The sequence below is a fragment of the Bradyrhizobium sp. genome, assembly GCF_016213215.1.
Taxonomy (GTDB): Bacteria; Pseudomonadota; Alphaproteobacteria; order Rhizobiales; family Xanthobacteraceae; genus Bradyrhizobium.
On the sequence record NZ_JACRAW010000026.1, the window covers coordinates 1 to 22,181 of the forward strand.

At 63.3% G+C, this 22,181-nt stretch carries 20 protein-coding genes; 13 read left to right on the plus strand and 7 right to left on the minus strand.

Going from position 1 to position 22,181, the window contains the following annotated elements:
- The first annotated feature begins 505 nt into the window (after positions 1 to 505).
- From pcaB to HY852_RS06395, 3 genes are all read left to right on the plus strand, one after another.
- Entirely contained in the window at positions 506 to 1,876 is a 1,371-nt protein-coding gene (pcaB, locus tag HY852_RS06385; protein ID WP_291603538.1) for a 3-carboxy-cis,cis-muconate cycloisomerase, read from the plus strand.
- A gap of 92 nt (positions 1,877 to 1,968) precedes the next feature.
- Positions 1,969 to 3,222: an aminopeptidase gene (locus tag HY852_RS06390; protein WP_291603540.1), complete on the plus strand. Its 1,254-nt coding sequence runs from the start codon at positions 1,969 to 1,971 to the stop codon at positions 3,220 to 3,222.
- A gap of 164 nt (positions 3,223 to 3,386) precedes the next feature.
- Positions 3,387 to 3,842, plus strand: a complete 456-nt coding sequence (locus tag HY852_RS06395) for a cupin domain-containing protein (protein WP_291603541.1) — start codon at positions 3,387 to 3,389, stop codon at positions 3,840 to 3,842.
- A gap of 95 nt (positions 3,843 to 3,937) precedes the next feature.
- Here the strand turns inward: HY852_RS06395 and HY852_RS06400 are convergent, their stop codons facing one another.
- From HY852_RS06400 to HY852_RS06415, 4 genes are all read right to left on the minus strand, one after another.
- Positions 3,938 to 4,480: a hypothetical protein gene (locus tag HY852_RS06400; protein ID WP_291603542.1), complete on the minus strand. Its 543-nt coding sequence runs from the start codon at positions 4,478 to 4,480 to the stop codon at positions 3,938 to 3,940.
- A 75-nt stretch (positions 4,481 to 4,555) separates the two neighbouring features.
- A complete protein-coding gene (locus HY852_RS06405; protein WP_291603543.1) occupies positions 4,556 to 5,374 on the minus strand; it encodes an MBL fold metallo-hydrolase in 819 nt (272 codons plus the stop codon).
- A gap of 87 nt (positions 5,375 to 5,461) precedes the next feature.
- On the minus strand, positions 5,462 to 6,988 hold the full coding sequence (locus HY852_RS06410) for a permease (RefSeq protein ID WP_291603544.1): 1,527 nt from the start codon (positions 6,986 to 6,988) through the stop codon (positions 5,462 to 5,464).
- Positions 6,985 to 7,734: an ABC transporter ATP-binding protein gene (locus HY852_RS06415; protein WP_291603545.1), complete on the minus strand. Its 750-nt coding sequence runs from the start codon at positions 7,732 to 7,734 to the stop codon at positions 6,985 to 6,987. Before HY852_RS06415 ends, HY852_RS06410 begins: the two co-directional genes overlap by 4 nt.
- 243 nt (positions 7,735 to 7,977) lie before the next feature.
- Between HY852_RS06415 and HY852_RS06420 the strand changes: the two genes are divergently transcribed.
- The 6 genes from HY852_RS06420 (at position 7,978) to HY852_RS06445 (ending at position 14,748) form a co-directional block, all read left to right on the plus strand.
- Positions 7,978 to 8,853: a branched-chain amino acid ABC transporter permease gene (locus HY852_RS06420; protein ID WP_291603546.1), complete on the plus strand. Its 876-nt coding sequence runs from the start codon at positions 7,978 to 7,980 to the stop codon at positions 8,851 to 8,853.
- Positions 8,854 to 8,856: 3 nt separating this feature from the next.
- Positions 8,857 to 10,008 (plus strand): branched-chain amino acid ABC transporter permease, encoded by a 1,152-nt coding sequence (locus HY852_RS06425; protein ID WP_291603547.1) that lies wholly within the window; start codon positions 8,857 to 8,859, stop codon positions 10,006 to 10,008.
- The gene (locus HY852_RS06430; protein ID WP_291603548.1) at positions 10,005 to 10,763 is read left to right on the plus strand and encodes an ABC transporter ATP-binding protein; all 759 of its coding nucleotides are present in this window, start codon (positions 10,005 to 10,007) and stop codon (positions 10,761 to 10,763) included. Before HY852_RS06425 ends, HY852_RS06430 begins: the two co-directional genes overlap by 4 nt.
- A gap of 3 nt (positions 10,764 to 10,766) precedes the next feature.
- Positions 10,767 to 11,555 (plus strand): ABC transporter ATP-binding protein, encoded by a 789-nt coding sequence (locus tag HY852_RS06435; protein ID WP_291603549.1) that lies wholly within the window; start codon positions 10,767 to 10,769, stop codon positions 11,553 to 11,555.
- Positions 11,556 to 11,631: 76 nt separating this feature from the next.
- Positions 11,632 to 13,470 carry a long-chain fatty acid--CoA ligase gene (locus HY852_RS06440; protein ID WP_291603550.1) on the plus strand — a complete coding sequence of 613 codons (1,839 nt, stop codon included), beginning with the start codon at positions 11,632 to 11,634 and terminating at the stop codon, positions 13,468 to 13,470.
- 78 nt (positions 13,471 to 13,548) lie between these two features.
- Positions 13,549 to 14,748: an ABC transporter substrate-binding protein gene (locus HY852_RS06445; RefSeq protein ID WP_291603552.1), complete on the plus strand. Its 1,200-nt coding sequence runs from the start codon at positions 13,549 to 13,551 to the stop codon at positions 14,746 to 14,748.
- Between the two features lie 152 nt (positions 14,749 to 14,900).
- Here the strand turns inward: HY852_RS06445 and HY852_RS06450 are convergent, their stop codons facing one another.
- Positions 14,901 to 15,689, minus strand: coding sequence for a transglutaminase-like cysteine peptidase (locus HY852_RS06450; protein ID WP_291603553.1), 789 nt, complete (start codon positions 15,687 to 15,689; stop codon positions 14,901 to 14,903).
- Between the two features lie 358 nt (positions 15,690 to 16,047).
- Here HY852_RS06450 and HY852_RS06455 point away from each other — a divergent pair, with 358 nt between their 5' ends.
- Both HY852_RS06455 and HY852_RS06460 read left to right on the plus strand, forming a co-directional pair.
- Complete coding sequence (locus HY852_RS06455) at positions 16,048 to 16,215, plus strand: hypothetical protein (protein WP_291603554.1); 168 nt, start codon at positions 16,048 to 16,050, stop codon at positions 16,213 to 16,215.
- Positions 16,216 to 16,336: 121 nt separating this feature from the next.
- Positions 16,337 to 18,565, plus strand: coding sequence for a CHASE2 domain-containing protein (locus HY852_RS06460; RefSeq protein WP_291603555.1), 2,229 nt, complete (start codon positions 16,337 to 16,339; stop codon positions 18,563 to 18,565).
- A 72-nt stretch (positions 18,566 to 18,637) separates the two neighbouring features.
- Here HY852_RS06460 and HY852_RS06465 read toward each other — a convergent pair whose 3' ends face one another.
- A complete protein-coding gene (locus HY852_RS06465) occupies positions 18,638 to 18,937 on the minus strand; it encodes a hypothetical protein (RefSeq protein ID WP_291603609.1) in 300 nt (99 codons plus the stop codon).
- Between the two features lie 237 nt (positions 18,938 to 19,174).
- Between HY852_RS06465 and HY852_RS06470 the strand changes: the two genes are divergently transcribed.
- Complete coding sequence (locus HY852_RS06470; protein ID WP_291603556.1) at positions 19,175 to 19,654, plus strand: hypothetical protein; 480 nt, start codon at positions 19,175 to 19,177, stop codon at positions 19,652 to 19,654.
- A 129-nt stretch (positions 19,655 to 19,783) separates the two neighbouring features.
- On the opposite strand, the gene HY852_RS06475 is transcribed toward HY852_RS06470, so the two are convergent.
- Positions 19,784 to 20,959, minus strand: a complete 1,176-nt coding sequence (locus HY852_RS06475; protein WP_291603557.1) for a YncE family protein — start codon at positions 20,957 to 20,959, stop codon at positions 19,784 to 19,786.
- Positions 20,960 to 21,205: 246 nt separating this feature from the next.
- Between HY852_RS06475 and HY852_RS06480 the strand changes: the two genes are divergently transcribed.
- Positions 21,206 to 22,006, plus strand: a complete 801-nt coding sequence (locus HY852_RS06480; RefSeq protein WP_291603558.1) for an SDR family NAD(P)-dependent oxidoreductase — start codon at positions 21,206 to 21,208, stop codon at positions 22,004 to 22,006.
- Positions 22,007 to 22,181: the final 175 nt, after the last annotated feature.

The window sequence follows — 22,181 nt, forward strand, 5'->3', positions numbered from 1 at the left end:
AAGGCCCGGGTCCGGGCCTCATGGTTCGAGACGCGCCTTCGGCGCTCCTCACCATGAGGGTTGGAACGTCGCAACCTCAAAAGATTCATACCCTCTCAGGATGAGGTTGGCAGCATGATTGCGAGGAGCGTGAGCGACGAAGCAATCCAGAATGCCTCCGCGGATGCATTCTGGATTGCTTCGCTTCCGCTCGCAATGACGGCGTTGAGAAGACGTGCGCCACAAACTCGTCATTCCGGGGCGCGCGAAGCGCGAGCTCTGATGTGCAATTGCACATCAGAGAATCCATAACCCCAGGCTTGGGTCGGTTATGCGGGATCTGGGTCGATATCGACCGCCACAACTGCGCCCTCGGGTTATGGGTCCCTGCCCCCGTGCGCAATTGCGCACTAGGCGGGGACACACCGAAGTTGTGGCGCTTTGCTTGGTATCACGAATGGCGATTGCCCGGCGCATCACCTGGCGTAAGCTGTCGGCCGAACTAATTCACAGCAAAACGAGCCCCATGCCCGCCTTTCCCACTTCCACCACCGTTCTTGACTCCATCCTGTTCCGCGACGCCTTCGGGACGGCGCGCATGCGCGAGGTATTCTCGGACTTTGCCTTGATCTCGCGTTATGCCGAGGTCGAGGTCGCGCTGGCGCGAGCCGAAGCGCGCTGCGGGGTCATTCCGCGGGAGGCGGCGGAAGCGATCGCGGCGCGGACCGACGTTGCCGCGCTCGATTTCGACCTGCTGCGGCACGAGACCGATATCGTCGGCTATCCGATCCTGCCGCTGGTGCACCAGATCGCCAGGCAATGTGGCGAGGCGGGCCGCTACGTCCATTGGGGCGCGACGACGCAGGACATCATGGATACGGCCGTGGTCCTGCAGGTCCGCGACGGGCTGAAGATCATCGAAAGCGACATCGCCGAGTTGCGCGACATCCTGGCCGACCTTTCCAGGCGACACCGCTCAACTCCCATGGCCGGCCGCACCCATCTGCAGCAGGCGCTGCCGGTGACCTTCGGCTACAAGACCGCGATCTGGCTCGCGATGTTCGATCGCCATGCCGAACGGCTCGAACAATTGAAGCCGCGCGTGCTGGTCGGCCAGTTCGCGGGCGCCGCCGGCACGCTGGCTTCGCTCGGGAACAAGGGCTTTGAGGTGCAGCAGGCGCTGTGCGAGGAACTCGCCCTTTCCGTTCCCGCCTCCACCTGGCATGTCGCGCGCGACGGCTTGGCGGAGGCGGTGAATTTCCTGGCGCTGGTTGCCGGAACGCTCGGCAAGATCGCCCTCGACATCATGATCATGGCTTCGACCGAATTTGCCGAGGTTTACGAGCCCTTTGTAAAGGGACGCGGTGCCTCTTCCACCATGCCGCAGAAACGCAACCCGATTTCGTCCGAACTGATGCTCGCCGCGTCCAAGGCGGTGCGCCAGCATGCCGGGCTGATGCTCGATGCCATGGTGCAGGATTTCGAACGCGCCACCGGCCCCTGGCATGCCGAGTGGATGGCGATCCCGGAAAGTTTTGTGCTGACGGCCGGCGCGCTGCATCAGGCCAAGTTCGCGCTATCCGGGCTGGTCGTAGACGAAAAGAGGATGGAGGAGAATCTTGCCATCAGCCGCGGGCTGATCGTGGCCGAGGCCGTGATGATGGGACTCGCGCCGCAGATCGGCCGTCAGGAAGCGCATGATGTCGTCTACGACGCGTGCCGGCTCGCCAACGAAAAGGGCCTGCGACTGGCGGATGCCTTGTCGGCCGATCCCCGCGTTTCAGAGCGCATCGACCGGGCGAGGATCGAGGCGCTGACTTCGCCGGAAAATTATCTTGGCCTTGCCCCCGAAATGGTGGATCGCGTGCTCGCCTCTAAGGAGCGTCGGAAATCGTGACGATGTTCCGCCTGCATGCGGCCGACGCGGAAAGCTATTGCGCCGTGCGATGTTCTGCTTAAATGGAAATGTAGTACAGGAGAAGACCTGGCATGACTGCACAGCGCGATTCGGCAACTGTCATCGATCCCGTGAAACTCGACCGGCTCGCCGAGGTCGCGGTGAAGGTGGGGCTGGGCTTGCGCCCCGGCCAGGACCTGTTGCTCACGGCGCCCGCGGTGGCGCTGCCGCTGGTGCGACGAATTGCCGAGCACGCTTACAAGGCCGGAGCCGGGCTGGTGACCCCCTTTCTGTCGGACGAAGAGGTGACGCTGTCGCGTTATCGCTTCGGCGCCGACCCCAGTTTCGATCGCGCCGCGGGCTGGCTCTATGAGGCAATGGCGAAAGCGTTCTCGGAGAACACCGCGCGCCTTGCCATCGTCGGCGACAACCCGATGCTGCTGTCGGGCGAGGATCCTGCCAAGGTTTCGCGCGCCAACAAGGCCAATTCCCTGGCCTACCAGCCGGCGCTGGAAAAGATCGTCAATTACGACACCAACTGGAACATCATCGCCTATCCCAGTCCGTCCTGGGCGAAGCAGGTGTTCCCCGGCGATTCCGAGGACGTCGCGGTCGGGAAGCTGGCCGAGGCGATCTTTGCGGCCTCGCGTGTCGATCGCGAGGACGCGGTCGCGGCCTGGGCAGGGCATAATGCCGTCCTGCGCGAGCGCACCGATTGGATGAACGGCCAGCGCTTCAAGGCGCTGCATTTCAAGGGGCCGGGCACCGACCTCACCGTCGGGCTCGCCGACGGTCATGAATGGGAAGGCGGCGCCTCCACATCCAAGAGCGGCATCGTCTGCAATGCCAACATCCCGACCGAGGAAGTCTTCACCACGCCGCATTGCCGGCGCGTTTACGGCCACGTCGTCTCTTCCAAGCCGCTGTCCTATCAGGGCACGCTGATCGACAACATCGCCGTGCGCTTCGAGGACGGCCGCATTGTCGATGCCAGGGCCTCGCGCGGCGCAGAAGTATTGAACAAGGTGCTCGACACCGACGAGGGCGCGCGTCGCCTCGGCGAGGTCGCGCTGGTGCCGCATTCCTCGCCGATCTCGCAGAGCGGCCTGCTCTTCCTCAACACGCTGTTCGACGAGAACGCGGCTTCCCACATCGCGCTCGGCCAGTGCTATTCGAAGTGCTTCATCAACGGCACCAAGCTCACGCCGCAGCAGATCGCAGCCCAGGGCGGCAACCAGAGCCTCATCCATATCGACTGGATGATCGGTTCGGCCAACACCGACATCGACGGCATCAAGGCCGACGGCAGCCACGTGCCGGTGTTCCGCAAGGGCGAGTGGGCTTGAGGCTTGGCCGTAAGCGGCAGATCGCCGCAGAAAGGGCGGTGCGCCGGATTGTCCGGCAGGGCGTAAGGAATCGTTAAAAGCCGGCGACTAGCGTCGCAGCGCGTATTTCTGGCTGCCGAAGTTCGGCCGGCCTGAGCCTGATTGAAGCTTTTTCGAGGTTAACGATGTCCCGCGCGCTCATTGAAACCGGCAATACCAGCGTTGAACTGGAACTGCGTCCGATCGAACCCTCTTGGGTCATCGAGGGCAATCCGGTGTCGCACTCGAGCATCCTCTCGACGAGCTCGGACGGCACCGCCTCGACCATCGTGTGGTCGTGCACCGAGGGCAAGTTCAACTGGTACTACGATTTCGACGAAACCATCATGATTCTGGAAGGAAGCATCGTGATCGAGAGCGATGGCATGCCTCCCAAGCGTTATGGCCCCGGCGACGTCATCTTCTTCCGCGACGGCGCCCACGCCAAATGGCACGTCGAAGGCTACGTCAAGAAGATCGCCTTCTGCCGCAAGACCAACCCGGCGCTCATCGGCTTTGCGGTCCGCGTGATCAACAAGCTCAAGCGGATGATGTCCGCGCCCAGCCAACCCCGTCCGGCCAGCCTGATCGGCACGGGCTAGAACGAGCCTCGCGACCAGCTTCCCGGCGCCTTCGAGAAACAAGGCTCCGCGCCGCGCCCACGCTCCTCATCGGGAAGGTCGCGGCGCTCTGCTATTCAGGGCATGCTGCGCCTTGCAAGAACTTCGACCACTAGGCGCCAGTTCGACGCGCCGGACGCCATCGCTTCGCCGAGCCAGTGAAACGAATGCGGCGTGATTTCTGTAAAGCTCCAGCGCGAGGAGTCGCCGGATTCGGTCGTTCCCTCCTGGACGATGTCGTTGCCACGGGCACGGCCGATCTGGTGGCGAAAGACGCTTCGTCCGGGATCGATCCACCAGATCCGCCAGGCATCGATCGTGGGGTCGTACACGCGCAGCGTCGTTCCGTACCAGTTGCCGGCGATCGGAAACGGCGTCGCACCCTTGCGTTCGGCAAGACGCGGAATCATCCACACATCCTGGACGGCGCGCCCTTCCAGCACCCAGCCGAAGTGGATCTCGCCGGTTGCGCGGTGGCTGGCGCCGTCCGGTGCGTGCGCTATGATCTCGGCGTCCCAATCGCCGACAAACCGTCCGTAAAGCTGCAGTTTTGCGGCGAGCTCCGGGTCGGGCCCGCTCGCATGCAGGACCGCGGCAAAGCCGTTGTGTCCAATTTCCATCCTGACCTCCGGTTGGACCTCGAGTTCAGCATGAGCGAGCCCCGGCAACTTGGAGAAAATTGCTCCCGGAACCGATCAGACGCCTTCGAGGATGATGACCGTCGGCGTGCCCGGCAGCGTGTCGCGGGAAATTCGCAACGTGCGCTCGCCGCGCTGGTCGATCTCGAACTGCTGGCCGATGCGGCGCATGAAATCGCTGAGCGGCGTCGCGAAGCGGTGCATGGGCAGAACCACGGAGGCGCGCAGGCGGCGCGTGATGTCCGACATGCCCTCGAGCGACATGGTGTAGGTGCCGTCGATCGGGACCATGACGATGTCGAGCCGTCCGATCGCCGCGAAGTGGCTGTCGTCGAGCTTGTGGTGCAGGTGGCCGAGATGGCCGATGCACAGGCCTGCAACCTCGAAGATGAAGATCGAATTGCCGTCGCGGATCATCGCGCCGCCGAAGTCGTCGCCGAAATAGCGGCGGATGTCGGTCGTGATGTTGCGGACGAAAACGTCGCCGACACGTGTTGCGATCTGGGCGGGCTTGCCGTCCTCGCCCCAGCCGTGAAGCACGTGGGGAATGCGGCTGTCGGGAAAGAGGGTGTAATGCGTGCCGTGCGCCCGGTTCATGGTAACGACGTCGGGCAGGCGGCCGATCTGGTAGGCGCCGCTGTAGTCGGTCGCGATCCGGACGCCCGCCGGGGTATCGATGAAATAGGTGGAATGTCCGGCATAGGTGATCGCGACTTCGGGCGCACTGGCCGCAAGCCGCCGAAAGGCAACCGGCTCGGCGCGCGGCGGAGCGCTCGCCATGGCGAGGCACTCGCTGCGTCGCACGGCGTCCTGCGCAAAGGCGGAGCCGATGAATGTGCCGAAGAGCGCAAGTGCTGTGCAGAGCGATCGCCACATGGTCCATCCCCCAATGTGGCGAAAAGTCTATCGCGCCATCGAGCGCCCGGCCATGGTCCGGCGATCAAGAGCGCGTCAGCGGCATGTTCACTCCCGCTGCGGGCTGAACTTCCAGGTCGCGGCGACGAGGCCCGCGGTGATCAGGCCGCTGACGATGCCGGCGATGGGGAGGGCGAGCGCCAGCGCCGACGTCGAGGCCCAGCCGATCGAGGAGAAGGCTTCGGCGAAGGTTGCAAGGCGCGAGGAGGTCTGGCGACGTCGGAATTGGCTGCGTTTGGCCTGGACCCTGAACCAGAGCTGGATCGCGGTGGCCGAGGCCGCAGCGATGGCAACTCCGCCGGTCGTGACCGCAGCCTGCCACGGCGAGGCGAGGGCAAGCACGGCGACCATCGGCATGAAGATGACGGCGATTGCGATCAACACCACCTCGATCTTGGCGCGGATCACCCGGGCGGGCGGCAGTGGCGCGGTCGCGACCAGATCGGGTGCGTCTTCGCCCGAGATGGTGAGCCAGGCAAGACCGCCCGCGAGCTGGCCCGCCGCCATGACGACAACCGGGGTGATCAGGATGATCGCCAGCGAGGAATCGGCGAAGCTGCGCCACAACAACACTGCCGGCGGCAGCAGATAGAACAACTGCATCAGTGTCTGGGAAATCAGCCAGGGATCGCGCGCCAGCAGCGCGAATTCCTTCCGTCGCAGCACCTGCTGGCGCGAGCCGGGGCGAAAGCCCCCTGTGCGCGGTCGTCGGCGCGTGGAAGTGCCCTGGGCAGCCGCATCGATCGCGGTGTCGGCAAAGCGTCCCGAGAAGAGCGCCATGACGGCGCCGAGCAGCAAGAGGCCGAGGGCCAGGAGCAGTAGCAGCGCCTCGATGTCGCCGATCGCCGCCCGCGCCGGCCACCAAAGGATGCTGTCCGTATCCGGCGCATAGGCCGCAGCCGCCTCGGAGGTGACGACCGCAAACCGCGACAGCGTACCGTATGACATGATCGCAGCAATCTGCAGCGCGATGATGAAGCCGGCGCCGATGATCGCGGCAAGGACCTGGGCGATCAGGCGGGTCCGCGCCGGGCCGATCAGGCGAAACAGCACGATGGTGACGGCGATCGCGACCGCCGCTGCCGACAGCCCGATCGCGGCCACCACGCCGAAGGCCGACAGCCATCTTGCGCCCCCGCCGATCACCAGCACATCGATGAAGGGTGTCGAGAACAACAGCGCCATCGCCGTTACCGCGAGCGCGATCGCGGCAATGCGCACCGAGAAGACGTTGGCGAGGTTGACCGGCGAGGACATGATCAGGTCGAGATCGGCACGGGCATAGAACACCCGCGTCACCGATTCGATCGCCTGCGACAGCATGAGGGTCCACGCCATCACGATCGTCGAGGTGATGACGATCAGCGAGGATTTGTCGAGCGGCAGTACAAGGTCGGAAAAGCGGCCGACCACGGCCCAGGCCGGCAGGTGCATAATGGCGGCGAACGCGACGAGGCCGACGGCGACCGCGGGTCGACGCTTGCGCCGTCCGCCCGTCATCATGGCCAGCCACTCGCGCCAGGCCAGGCGAAGTTCATGCCGGGCGAACCAGGTGAGCGCGGTCGTCGAGCTCATGCGGCGGCTTCGAAGTTGACCAGCGCGATGAAGAGATCCTCCAGGCTGGTATCGGTCCGTCCGTTCTGCTGGCGTAGCTCGGCCAGGGTTCCCTCGGCGACAAGCCTGCCCGATGCGATGACGCCGATACGGTCGGCCATGCGCTCGGCGACTTCGAGGATATGTGTCGTCATGATGACGGTGCAGCCGGCGCGCACGCGACCACCCAACAGCCCCTTCACATGGCGCGCCGAGACCGCATCGAGCCCGGTGAGCGGCTCGTCCAGGATGATCAGACGCGGATCATGGACCAGCGCACCGGCAAGGGCGACCTTCTGACGCATTCCCTTGGAAAATCCCTCGCAGCGTTCGTGCAGATGCGCCTCGAGACCCAGCGACACCAGAAGATCATGAGCCATTGGTTCGGCGATGGCGGGTTCGATGCCCCACAGGCCGGCGACGAATTCGAGGTATTCGAGCGGCGTGAGCTTGTCGTAAATCATCGGCTCGTCCGGGACCCAGGCCATCAATTGCTTGGCCGCGACCGGGTCGGCCAGCGCATCGATGCCGAACACCGTCACCGAGCCCGCATCGGGCCGCAGCAATCCCGCGACCATGCGCAGGGTCGTGGTCTTGCCGGCGCCGTTGGGGCCGACCAACGCATAGAACTCGCCGGTTCGGATCGTAAGGTCGAGGGAATCGACCGCCGGCCGGTCGAAATACTTGGTTAACCCTCGCAGTTCGAGCGCGGAGGTCTCTGGTTCCATGAAGGGACACCCTGCGGTTTTGCGTCGCAAGGACCATGACCCCAAGATATTTCGGCCGGGTGAATCGGCGGCGGACAATTCCGCGTTCCGGGATCAACAGCAGCTTTGTTGACAGGTCTTCGCTGTTCAGGCTGAATTGGTTCGCACAATGCGACGCTTCCAAGAGCCCAAAGGCCGGGAAGCGGTCAATGCGGCAAGGCGGTCCAAGAACCGTCGCCGCCTCCAGGGAGGGAGCTAACGGGGATGCTGGACTTTGTTCAGCAGCTGGTGAGCGGTGTTGCGCTTGGCTGCGTCTACGGCCTGATCGCGCTCGGCTTTGTGCTCGTCTACAAGGCCACCGAGGTCGTTAATTTCGCGCAGGGCGACCTGATGATGCTGGGCGGCTTTTTCGCCTTCACCTTCATCGGCATGCTCGGCTTGAACTACTGGCTCGGCTTCGCCGGCGCAGTTGCGGCAATGGCGCTGTTCGGCATGCTTGCCGAACGGCTGGTGGTGCGCCCGATCCTGGGCTACCCGCAATTCTCCATCATCATGGCGACCATCGGGCTCGGTTTCTTCCTGCGCTCGGTCTCCGGCATGATCTGGGGCACCGACGACTTCAAGATCGATACGCCGTTCAGCCAGGGCGTAGTGCGCATCGGCTCGCTGGTGCTGGCCGATGACAAGCTGTCCGTGATCGCCGCGACCATCATCCTCTGCACGCTGCTCTATCTGTTCTTCAACAAGACGACGCTGGGCACGGCGATGCGGGCGAGTTCGGAGAACATGCTCGCCGCCTATTACATGGGAATTCCAGTCAAGCGCGTGGTTTCAATCGTCTGGGCGATCAGCGCCGCGGTTGCGGGCTGCGCCGGCGTGCTGCTCGCGCCCATCACCTTCGTTCATTCCAATGTCGGACTGGTGCTCGGTCTGAAGGCCTTTCCCGCCGCCGTGCTCGGCGGCTTCGGCTCGATACCTGGTGCGGTGGTCGGCGGCGTTCTCATCGGCGTGATCGAGAGCATGGCCGGCTTTTATCTGGCGGAGGGCTGGAAGGATGTCGCGCCCTATGTCGTTCTGCTGGCCGTGCTGCTGCTCAAGCCCGAAGGCCTGTTCGGCCTTCACATACGCAAGAAGGTCTGAGCCATGCGGTTTCTGTTCAAGACCGATTACGAGGACGACATCCGGCTGTTTCCGCACTCCGGCTACTTCGTCTCCTATGGCATCTTGTTCGCGCTGCTGCTGACCGCGCCCTACGTGCTCTCCAGCTACTTGATGAGCCAGCTGGTCTTCGTCTGCATCTACGCGACCGTGGGCGTGGCCCTGCTGATCCTGACCGGCTTCACCGGCCAGGCCTCGCTGGGACATGCTGCCTTCCTCGCGATCGGCGCCTATACGGCCGCCTACCTTCAGCAGTTCGACGTGCCGTTTCCGGTCTATTTCCTCGCTGCGGGGTTGTTGACCGGGGTGGTCGGCGCGCTGGTCGGATTTCCGGCGCTGCGCCTGCAGGGCATCTATCTCGTGATCGCGACCATCTCCTTTGCCTTCATTGTCGAGGAAATCCTGGCGCGTTGGGAAAGCGTCACCCATGGCAACGAAGGCATGCGGGTCAAGACGCTGTACCTGTTTGGTACCGCGGTGTCGCGTGACAGCCCCGCCTTCTACTTCCTTTGCCTGGCTGTGCTGGTCCTGACCATCGTCGGCGCCCTCAACCTCCTGCGGTCACCGACGGGGCGGGCCTTTGTCGCGATCCGAGACAGCGAGACCGCTGCCCGCAGCATGGGCATCAACGTCTCCCTCTACAAGGTAAAGTCGTTCGCGATTTCGGCCGCGATCACCGGTCTGGCCGGCTGCCTCTTCGCGCACAAGCTATCCTTCATCAGTCCGGAAATGTTCACCCTGCAGCTCTCGATCGAGTTCATCATCGTGATCCTGATCGGGGGCACGTTCAGCCTGCACGGCGCGGTGCTGGGCGCCATCTTCATCGTCATGATCGATCCCTTCCTGACGTATCTCAAGGACGACATGCCGGGCCTGATCGCCGGAATGGCCGCAACGATGGGCGCCGGCAGCGAGCGCGCGGCACACATCCAGGACAGTGTCGCGGCGTTCGCGTCCCTCAACGGCCTCAAAGGCGCGATCTACGGCATCATCATCGTCCTGTTCGTCCTGTTCGAGCCACTCGGCCTCTACGGCCGCTGGCTGAAGATCAAGCTCTACTTCCAGCTCTTCCCGCTCTACAAGCGCGCCACTTTCAAGCGGCAGAAGATCTACGTGAAATCGGAGCGGAACCGATGAGCTATTTTCGCGCCGAGAACCTCGCGCTTCATTTCGGTGGCCTCAAGGCGGTCGACGCGGTGAGCTTTGCCGTCGAGAAAGGCGAGATCCTCTCGATCATCGGGCCCAATGGCGCGGGCAAGAGCTCGATCTTCAACCTGATATCGCGCATCTACAGTCCGACCTCGGGCAAGATCTTCTTTGAGGACCAGGACATCACGGAACAGCCGCCTTACGCGATCGCCAGGCTCGGCATTGCGCGTACCTTCCAGAATATCGAGCTGTTCGAGAATGCCACCGTCCTCTCCAACCTGCTGGTCGGGCGCCATCGGCATTCCACCACCCAGCTCTGGCAGGAGTTGCTGTTCCTGCCGAGCGTGCGCGCGAATGAAAAGGCGCATCGCCGCCGGGTCGAGCAGGTCATCGAATTTCTCGATCTCGAACCCTATCGCGACAAGCTGATCTCGGGCTTGCCCTATGGCGTGCGCAAGGTGATCGAGCTTGCGCGGGCGCTTTCCTCCGAGCCGAAGCTGATCCTCCTCGATGAGCCGTCGTCGGGGTTGAACGTCGAGGAGACCGACGACATGTCGTTCTGGATCCGCGACATGAGGACCGAGCTCGGCATCACCGTGCTGATGGTCGAGCACGACATGTCGCTGGTCAACCGCGTCTCCGATCGCGTGATTGCGCTCAACTCCGGACGGGTGCTGGCGATGGGGCCGCCCGCCGAAGTACAGCAGCATCCGGACGTCGTTGCGGCCTATCTCGGAGCGTGACCCATGAACGCCGCAAGCCCATCCGACATCATCCTGAAGCTCAGCAATATCGAGAGCTATTACGGGCCGATCATGGCCATCCGAGGCATCAGCCTCGAGGTGCCGCGCGGCCGCATCGTTACACTGCTGGGCGCCAACGGCGCCGGAAAGACCACGGTGCTGAAGACCATCTCCGGCATTCTCGACCCGCAGAAAGGCGCCATCGAGTTCATGGGCAAGCCGATCCAGCGCATGGAAGCCGACAAGATCGTTCGGCTCGGGTTGGGCCATGTGCCGGAAGGCCGCGAGGTGTTTCCCTTCCTCTCGGTGCGCGAGAACCTGATGATGGGTGCCTATCCGCGCAGCGACCGCGCCAACGTCCCCGAGGACCTGGAACGCGTCTACGGCTACTTTCCGCGGCTGAAGGAGCGATTGAACCAGCCGGCCGGGCAGCTTTCCGGAGGCGAACAGCAGATGCTCGCGATCGGCCGGGCGTTGATGAACCGGCCGACGCTCCTGCTGCTCGATGAACCCTCGCTCGGGCTGTCCCCCATACTGGTGAGGGAAATCTTCACAATCATCCGACGCGTCAATGAAGAGCAGGGCATGTCGATCCTGCTCGTGGAGCAGAACGCCAAGGTCGCGCTCGAGACGGCGCATTATGGCTACGTGCTGGAGATCGGGCGCGTCGTGATGAACGACAGCTGTGAGCGGCTGATGCATTCGAAGGACATTCAGGAATTCTATCTCGGTGCGAAGGAGGCCGGCGCGCGCGGCGAGCGGCGCTGGAAAAAGAAGAAAACGTGGCGTTAAATAGGGCTTCCGCTTTGGGAACTCAGACCGCTTCAAGGCGGCAATCGGGCGGGAAGCGATTGAGGAGGAAGCGAGCATGGCCAAGCCGGCGGTGCTGACGGTTGCCGACACGATTGCGAAGAGCTTCCTGCTCGCGGTGCAGACGCGTGGGGAACGGCCCGCCATTCGCGAGAAGAAGTTCGGAATCTGGCAGCCGACCAGCTGGTCCGAATGGCTGGAGATCTCCAAGGAAATCGCCTACGCGCTGCACGCGTCCGGCTTCCGTCCGGGCGACGTCGCCTCCATCATTGCCAATGCCGTGCCGGAGTGGGTGTACGCCGACATGGGCATTTTGTGCGCCGGCGGCGTATCCTCCGGCATTTATCCGACCGACTCCCCCACGCAGGTCGAGTATCTCATCAACGACTCCCGGACCAAGGTCATCTTTGCGGAGGATGAGGAACAGCTCGACAAGATCCTGAGCTGCCGCGCTCGCTGTCCGACGCTCGAGAAGATCGTTGTGTTCGACATGGAGGGCCTAAGCGGTTTCTCCGATCCAATGGTGATGTCGCTCGCCGAGTTCCAGGCCCTCGGGCGCAACCACATGGTGGGCAACGAGGCGTTGTGGCAGGAGATGATCGAAAGCCGCGCCAGCGGCGACCTCGCCATTCTCGTCTATACCTCGGGCACGACCGGCCCGCCGAAGGGCGCGATGCACGCCAACCGCAGTGTGACGCACCAGATGCGGCACGCGATGGACTTCATCCCGGCAAGTGGGAATGAGGAACGACTGGTTTTCCTGCCGCTCTGCCACGTCGCCGAGCGGGTGGGTGGCTACTACATTTCCGTCGCGCTGGGTTCGGTGATGAACTTCGCCGAAAGCCCCGAAACGGTGCCGGACAATCTGCGCGAGGTGCAACCGACCGCCTTCCTTGCGGTGCCGCGCGTCTGGGAGAAATTCTATTCGGCAATCACCATTGCGCTGAAGGATGCAACGCCCCTGCAGCAATGGGCGTACCGGCGTGCGATCAATATCGGCTATCGCATCACCGATTGCAGGCTCGAAGGGGAGAAGCCGTCAGCGGCGCTGCGCATCGCGAACCGCGTTGCCTATTGGCTGGTGGTCCGCAACATCCGCCGCATGCTCGGGCTCGCCCGTTGCCGCATCGCCTTCACCGGCGCGGCGCCGATTTCGCCGGACCTGATCCGCTGGTATCTCGCGCTCGGCATCGACATGCACGAGGTCTATGGCCAGACCGAGAACTGCGGCGTCGCCACCCTGATGCCCATGGAGCGGACCAAGCTCGGCTCGGTCGGAAAGGCCGTGCCGTGGGGCGAAGTCAGCCTGTCCCCGCACGGCGAGATCCTGATCCGGGGCGACTTCCTGTTCATGGGCTATTTGAACCAGCCGGAGAAGACTGCCGAGACCATCGATGCGCGAGGCTGGCTGCATACCGGCGATGTCGGCACCATCGACAATGAGGGGTTCGTCAAGATCACCGACCGGATGAAGGACATCATCATCACCTCCGGCGGCAAGAACATCACGCCGTCGGAGATCGAGAACCAGCTCAAGTTCTCGCCCTACATCTCCGATGCCGTCGTGATCGGGGACAAGCGGCCGTATCTGACCTGCCTCATCATGATCGACCAGGAGAACGTGGAGAAATACGCCCAGGATCACGACATTCCCTTCACCAACTACGCGAGCCTGTGCCGGGCGGTGGAGATCCAGCATCTGATCCAGCGCGAGATCGAGGCGGTCAACGTAAATTTCGCCCGCGTCGAGACCATCAAGAAATTCTATCTGATCGAGCGACAGCTGACGCCGGAGGATGAGGAGCTGACGCCGACCATGAAGCTCAAGCGGAACTTCGTGAACAGGCGTTACGCCGCAGAGATCGAGGCCATGTACGGCGAGCGCGCCGTGGCGTGACCAAAACGCATGGCGGAAAGAGCGAAGGAGCGTTGGCCCACCCTTCGCGCAACACGGGCCAGGGAGAGGAGACGTAGCATGTCGAAATCGTTCAAGGCGCTGGGCCTTGCGGTGAGCGCGCTGGCGCTGACGCATCTGCCGGCCGCCGCTCAAACCAAAGTCACCGATCAGGGCATCTCGGCTTCCGAGATCGTCATCGGGACTCATCAGGATTTGTCCGGCCCGATCAAGGGTTGGGGCGTTCCGGTTTCGAACGGCATGAAGATGGCGGTGGAGGAAATCAATGCCGCCGGCGGTATCAACGGCCGCAAGCTGCGGCTGGTCACGGAGGACAGCGGTTACGATCCGAAACGTGCGGTGCTTGCGACGCAAAAGATGGTCGAGCGCGACAAGATCTTCGCCATGGTCGGCCCGATGGGCTCGCCGACAGTCCTCGCTGCGCAGGACATCCTGCTCGATGCCGGGGTACTGCAACTGTTTCCGCTCACGGCGGCAGAGTTCACCTTCAAGTTCGATCCCGCCAAGCCGCAGGAGCGGCTGAAGTTCAACAACCTGCTGCCTTACGTCGAGAGCACGCGCGCCGCGCTCAAATACATGATGGAATGGAAGCAGTTCAAGAAGCCTTGCATCATGCATCAGGATGACGAGTACGGCAAAAACGTGCTCGATGGTTTCAACCAGCAACTCGCTGCGATGAAGGCCACGCCGGCCTCGATCACAAGCTACAAGCGCGGTGCATCCGACTTCAGCGCGCAGGTCGCCAAGATGAAATCCGACGGCTGCGATCTGGTTGTACTGGGCGCGGTGCTCCGCGAGCCGATCGGCACGATGGGCGAAGCCAGGAAACTCGGATGGGACGTCACCTTCCTCGGCGCCACGCCCGTCAACGTGCTGGAAGTGCCGGCGCTCGGCAAGGAAGTGGTGGAAGGCCTCTATTCTGCCTCCGGATTCGAGATCCCCTACGAGGACACCGCCAAGGGCAAGGTCAAGGACTGGCTGGCCAACTACAAGAAGATGTTCGGCAGCGACGCCAATACGCAGGCGATCATTGGCTACAACGCGGTGATGACCTTCGCCTTCTATGCGCAAAAGGCGGGCAAGGACTTGACCGGCCAGAAGATGCTGGATGCGCTGGAGTCGGGCGAACAATTCCGGGACATCTTCAACTCGCCGCCGACCAAGTTTTCCAAGACCAATCACCTCGCCAACACCGTCACCCAGGTGCAGCAGATCCAGAAGGGCCGCTGGGTTTTGGTGAAGGACAACCTGATGTTCTGAGGGCAGGTCCGGCCACAGCGAGAGGGCTGCGCGATGTTCTCGCGCAGCCCTTTTCGTTTTGATCGTTGCCGGAGTGCTTGGGCTGGAGGCCGTCGAGCCCGCCAAGGAACGAAGTTGTGAATTCGGATCGAACGCGCCTTCACGCGCGCGGATCAGTCGGTCGCGGAGATCAGACTGTCTTGGCGGCCGATCTCAGTGCTCGCCACCGCGCGCGCTGCATCATCCTGCTGCCGCGCGCGCGAAGGGAATGTATCGGCATATTTCATGACGGCGGATTGGTAGATGACAAACAGCGGCTGGTAGTTGCGGACGTAGTCGTCCTCGATCATGGCCATCCGCCTGTTGTCGAGCACGAGCCAGTGTCCGTCCAGCCGGGCCGCGGTCACGGCGTGCTCTTCGCCCGCCAGCGCGTCGCGCATCACCACGATGCGCAGGTCGTCGGCGGGAACGCCCGCCAGGCGCAGGGCGACGAGCTTGGCGATAGCATAGTCCTCGCAGTCGCCAGCGCCCCTTTCCAAGGTGGCGAGCGGTGAGTTCCAGACGTCGTCCTCGCCATGCTGGGCAAGATCGCTCATCGGTCTGATCGCGAGATTGACCGCGCGATTGGTCTCGCCGAGACGGGCGCGGCCCTCACGCGTCCGGGCAGCGTCGACGATGGCGAGCAGCTTCAACGCCGCTGGCGATGGGCAGCCGTCGCGGTCGGCGTCGCACAGCGCAAGCTGATCCATCTCGTCATCGAGGAGCCGGAGCCACTTCTGGCGCAGGCCGCCGTCGGAAATGGCAAACGCGAACAGGCCGAACGGCTCGACGGATTTCCGGATCAGCACGGCCGGGCCGGGTGAAAGCACCGTGCCTGCCTGCAGCTCTGCCGATCCGAAGCAGCCGAAAGCGCAGAGCAGCATGAAGGCACGCCAGGCGCGCAAGCGAGCAACGCTTTTCATCGGACACCCCCTGTCCCGTCATCGGCGGGGCTCCGCTCGTGACTGGCTCGTTTCGCGCCAATGATGGAAGGAGCGGCCTTTATTCTGCTTAACGGGGCGGATGGCGCGCCGGAAAGCGCTGAGGAGGCTGAAAGTCGCCTCGCCGATTCGCCTAAAACTTTACAGATCGCGGCCGACGATCACGGGACACGGCGGGGAGGACCTTGCCTTTGCAGGCACAAGTTGCAACGGGCGATTTCCCTTCGATATGGCTAATTCGGTGGATTCGCCGGATTTTGTTACCTGGATCACAGCTTTAACGCTGCAACTGGTGCAGTGTCTTATATAGCTGCGCAGGGGAACAATAATAGCATCGGTCGTGGATGCCGCCAGCGTCGACCAGTGGTTCGCGACCCATGTGACCGCGAGCCCGCTCAACGGCAACGACGTCATCGTCACGCTGGACAACGATTCGATCCTGCTGAAGAATGTCGCGCTGCCCAACCTGCAGGCCAGCGACTTCATCGTCGCTCCGCATCCGATCTAGGCGCAGGATCGGGACCGTCCTGTCGCCCTCCAGAACGCCGAGCATTGAACCGACGGCCTGTTCAAGTCGTCTTACCGGTGGCATATGCTGGTCCCGCAGCAGGGCTTGGAAGTGAGCGCGCATGAAGCGGCTGAGGGTATGGCGACGGTGGTTCACGCGTAAGTTCGGTTATGCGCGGCTGGTCTGTCTTGTGCTCCTCGTGGGTTTTGCCGCGCTTCGCATCGCTGATCCCGCGCCGGTGGAGGAGATCCGTGTCAGGACGTTCGACACCTTCCAGGTGATAGATCATCGCAAGAAGGAAGTGCGGCCGGTCGCCATTCTCGACATCGATGAGCGGAGTCTCAAGGAGGTCGGGCAGTGGCCCTGGCCGCGGACGGAGCTTGCCGAGTTGGTCGACAACCTGACCCGGCTCGGCGCCGCGGCTATCGCCTTCGACGCGGTGTTCTCCGAGCCTGACCGGCTCAATCCGGACGTGGTGGTCGATACCTTCCGCAATCTCGACGAGGCGACGCGGGAGAAGCTGAAGGCGCAGCCGAGCAACGACCAGGTGTTCGCCGATGCGATCAAGCGCTCGCGCGTGGTGCTGGGCGAGTCGGGGCTGCCGCAAAGCAATGCGGAGCTCGACAAGAAGCTGCCGCAGACCGGGCTGGCGACCCACGGCGAGGACCCGAGGCCGTTCTTGTTCGAATTTCCGGGGCTGCTGCGCAACGTGCCGGTCATTGAACAGGCCGCGGCCGGTCGCGGCCTGTTCACGATCAAGCCCGAGCGCGACGGCATCGTCCGCCGCGTGCCGCTGATCATGCAGGCGCAGGGCACCATCATGCCGTCGCTGACTTTCGAGATGCTGCGCGTGGTGACCGGCACCGATACGCTGTTCATCAAGGCGGACAAGGCCGGCATCATCAGTGCCGGCGTCAAGGGATTCCAGATCCCCACCGACAAGAACGGCCAGCTCTGGGTGCATTTCGCGCGCCACGATCCCTCGATTTACGTTTCCGCGGTCGATGTGCTGCAGGGGAAGGTTCCTTCGGAAAAGATCGCGGGCAAGCTGGTGCTGGTCGGAACCTCGGCTACCGGGATGAACGACATCAAGACCACGCCTGTCGATCCAGCGATGCCGGGCGTCGAGATCCATGCGCAGGTGCTGGAAAGCGCACTGACCGGCGGAATCGTTTCGCAGCCGAATTACGGCTTTGCCTTCGAATTTTTCGCCGCCCTGATCCTCGGCATCCTGGTGATCATTCTTGCCCCGCAATTCGGCCCGGTGACGCTGGTCATCGTGGGTGCGCTGCTCGCCTCGGTCCTGATCGGGGTGTCCTGGTTCTACTACGTGCAGTATCGGCTCCTGATCGACTTCACCTATCCGCTGCTGTCGACCACCGCGATCTATCTGACGCTGATCTTTGCGAGCTTCGTCCGCGAACAGGCCCAACGACGGCAGATCCGCTCCGCTTTCGGCCAGTACCTGTCCCCGGTGCTGGTCGAGCAGCTCGCGCAGTCGCCGGAGAAGCTGGTGCTGGGCGGCGAAGAGCGCGAGATGACGATCATGTTCTCCGACGTGCGCGGCTTCACCACGATCTCGGAGACCTACAAGCGCGACCCGCAGGGTCTGACAAGGCTGATGAATCGCTTCCTGACGCCGCTCACCAACGCGATCATCGCCCGCAAGGGCTATATCGACAAGTACATGGGCGACGCCATCATGGCGTTCTGGAACGCGCCGCTCGACGACCCCGAGCACCAGATCAATGCCTGCTCGGCCGCCGTCGACATGCTCGATCGCATTGACGAGCTGAACCGGCAGCGCGAGCAGGAAGCCAACGAGGGCGGCCACGTTTACATCCCGCTCAATGTCGGGGTCGGTCTCAACACCGGCATCGGGGTGGTCGGAAACATGGGCTCCGACCTGAAGTTCAACTATTCGGTGCTCGGCGACAGCGTCAACCTCGCCTCGCGCCTGGAGGGCCAGTCGAAGGAGTACGGCTTCCCGATCATCGTCGGCTCCAACACAGCGCTCGCCGCCAAGGACAGGTTCGCCATCCTCGAGCTCGACTTCGTCATGGTGAAGGGCAAGAAGGAGCCGGAGGTCATCTACGCGATCGCCGGCCGCGAAGACGTGATGCATTCGGAGCAGTTCCAGCGGCTGCGTAATCTCACCATCGAGATGCTTGCCTGCTATCGTGCCCGCGACTGGGAAGGCGCGCTCGCGGCCATCGAACGCGGCCGCAAGAGCGACGACGGCCTTGCGCTGGCAAAGCTGTACGATCTGTACGCCGCGAGAATCCGCAGCTATCAGCTCAATCCGCCGCCGGCTGACTGGAACGGCGCCTACGCGCTGCTGACGAAGTAGCGTCGGCAGCCCGCATTTGGCGCGCCCCCTCGCAGGTTGCGGACTGTGCTTTCGCCGGGCAGCCCCGGCGATCTATTCATCCGCTCCGAACATGAACTTGCCGTCCTCCAGATACGGGCCGGTGCGCATGTAGAGCTGACCGTTCTGCCCGAGGAAGAACAGCGTGCCGCGCGGCACCTTCTTGGCGCCTTTCAACAGCCGGCCGGCGTTCGCGGTCCCCATCTTGTAGGCGACGGTCTTGCCGTCCTTTTCATAGCCATAGGCCATGTCCGTCTTCAGCTCCCACGGAGTCGGCGCCTCCTCTGCAAAGGCGGTGCCCACCAGCGCGCCGAGCGCGGCTGCCGCCACAATCGATTTTGCTATGAAACCCATCATCCTTCATCCTTCCCGTAACCATCGCTGCCCCTGCGACCTCTCGAACAAATCACGAACGTCGTTCGCGCGTCAATCAATACGTCAGTCAATAGGGATGGACATTGCGCCGCATAATCTCGGGCAAATTGTAGACATCATCCCATCAGTTTGCGGTTTCCGGTCTGCCGGCTCGCGACTATGTTCAAGTTTCCGTCTAGAACGACGGGGACGAGGATACAGTCAGGGATGATTCGAATGAACCACGTTGTCGGAATTTGCCTGGCCGGCGCCTTGGGGCTGCTGATGCTGCCCCCTGCTGCCGGTGCGGACGAATTCAAGCTCAGCCACAACCAGAGGATTTCGTGCAGCCGTGGACTTTCCGCCGGCAAGCTCAATACGGCGACCTGCAAGTCCTACACCTACATCTTCAACGCCAAGACCTCGGAATATTTCCGTTGCCAGGTCTCGCTGGCGCTGACGCGGGACAACAAGGAAGTGCTCAACGTCCAGAGCGACGGCGGCTGTGCCAAGAAGGCGCGGATTTTCGACACCGATTCCAACTATGATTTCGACGCGACCGAGACCGAGCCGCCGAACACCAACTCGTTTTTTGGTCCGGGCGGCTATTCGATCTGGGCGGCGGACACCACGGCCCAGAAGTTGCGCGGCTGCATCACGATCTCGTCGGGACTCGGCTCCGATATCTCGAAGTGCCTCGACATGACGTTCCAGTAAGCTGAAGGCGATCGCAGCGTCGTAGGCCATGCGCGCACGTCTCGCCCCGCGGCGTCAGCCATAAGGTAGAGCGGCGGCGAGAAGGCCCGGTTCACGTTGAGCCGGGCCTGATCGAGCAGCGCCCTCCGGCTACGGCCCCATGCGCGCCGAGGCCGGATAACCCGGCACCTGGAAGCGCTTGCCGGTATCGGTGACCTTCTCTCCGTCGACCTTCAGGATCGAGAAGTCCTTGCTGAGATAGTTGCCGACCAGGAGGTACTTGCCATCGGGCGTGAACATCGCGGCCTCCGGCAATCCGCCGACCTCGATGTCCTGGGTCTTTGTCACCTTCTTGCCGTCGATCTTCAGGACAGAGACGCTGCCGTTCTTCTCGTAGAAGAACGCCTTCTTGTTGTTGGAGCCGCGCAGGATCACCGAGACGGCAAGGTCGCCCTTCGGGTTGACGGCGAGCCCCTCCGGTCCGTCGCCCACCACCACGCGGTCGATGATGCGCGGCGGCTTGGCCTCGAGATCGATGACGCTCGTCGTGTCGACGCTGCCGTCGGAGGATCCCGCCGCCCCGTTGTCGGCGGTCAGTGCGATCTTGCCGCCGGGAACCACGGCGACGTTGTAGGGCCACTGCCCTGTCAGAAGGTCGACCTTGCTGTACGTCACCTTGTCACCGGCGATGTCGAGCACCGAGATCTTGTGCATCGGGAAACGGGCGGCCAGGGCACGCTTGCCGTCCGGCGTGAAGGTCACGTGCGCGACGCTGTCGGGCAGTGTTACCGTATCAGTGATCTTGACGTCGGTGCCGTTCACTGAGAGCACGCTGACGGAATTGTCGCCGCGGTTGGCGACCAGCGCCATCTTGCCGTCCGGGCTGAAGCTCAATCCGGAGGGCTGTTTGCCGCCGGTCAGCGTCGCCGCGAGCTTGGGCGGACTGGCGGTCATGTCGATCACGTAGATCTTGTTGTCCGGCACCTGCTTTAATGCGTCGCCCTCCTTGATCACGTCGACCGAGTCGGCGACCAGCGCCACGGTGCCGGTCGGATCGATGGCGACATTGACCGGTGGGCCGATCACCGAGTTCTTCAGGGGCAGCGAGGTTACGATTTTCGGGCTTTCGGGATCGGCGACGTCGACGATCAGGACCTGGTCCTTGCCGGGCAGCGACAGGACCGGCTTGCCGTCGTCGTCCCAGACGAGTTTCTCGTCGAGCCCGACGATCATGAATGGCTTGGCGTGAGCGAGGCCGGGTAGGCCAACGCCGAGAAGGATCGCCGTTCCCAGCGAGAATCCGACGGCACGACGGGCATGCATCATGGCGTTCTCCCGATTTATATCCGGTCTCTAGCGGGCCGGTGGCGACAGCATACGCGGGGAGGTCGGCTCATGCCAGTCGGACGCGCTGGCCATGTCGGGTATGGGATGTTGCTGCAGGCCTGTTCGCCCTGCCAGTGGCCCGATCGCCGGCCGGGAGTGGCTTGCCGGCTGCTGGTTTCAATGGCAACCAGACGATTGACGGACAATGAGGGTCTGCGGACAAGAGGCGAAGTAAGGGAGACGTCGATGGATCGGCTCAAGGGGAAAGTGGCGATGGTTGTCGGTGCCGGCTCGATCGGGCCGGGCTGGGGCAACGGCAAGGCGACCGCGGTGACGTTCGCGCGCGAGGGCGCGCAGGTCTTCTGTGTCGACCGCAACGGGGCGGCCGCGGAGGAGACGGCGAGCATCATCAACGGCGAGGGCGGCAGGGCGATGGCCTTCACCGCCGACGTTTCCAGGGCCAGCGAGATCGAGGCCATGGTCGCTGCGTGTCTCAAGGCCTACGGCCGCATCGACGTGCTCGACAACAATGTCGGCATCGCCGAGACCGGCAGCGTCGTCGAGGTGAGCGAAGCCGAGTGGGACCGCGTCTTCGCCGTCAACCTGAAGAGTGCGTATCTGGCGATGAAGCACGTCATCCCGCTCATGATCGGGCAGGGCGGCGGCTCGATCATCAATATTTCCTCGATCGCCTCGATCCGCCATGTCGGCATCTCCTACGTCACCTACGGCACGAGCAAGGCGGCGATGAACCAGATGACCCGTACCACCGCGGTCGAGTTCGCCCGCCACCATGTCCGCGTCAATGCGATCTTGCCCGGTCTGATGAAGACGCCGATGGTCGAACATTCGGCGGGGCTCGCGGCAAGTTATGCCCAGGGCGACGTGGAGGAGATGTGGCGCAAGCGCGATGCCCAGGTGCCGATGGGACACATGGGCGATGGCTGGGACGTCGCCAACGCCGCGCTGTTCCTGGCATCCGACGAGTCGAAATACGTCACGGGCATCGAGCTCGTCGTCGACGGCGGGATCACCTGCAAGAGCTGAGGTGCTGGCGACCAAATGCGAGCGCTCTCGACGACGACGAGGAGCGATGCGACGAAGCAATCAGAGCGGCTTCCGCGGATACATTTCCCGACTGCTTCGCTCCGCTCGCGATGACGGCGGATAAAACCTTACGGCCTCGCAGCGTGACGGAGTTGGAGGCGTCCTAGCTAGTCAC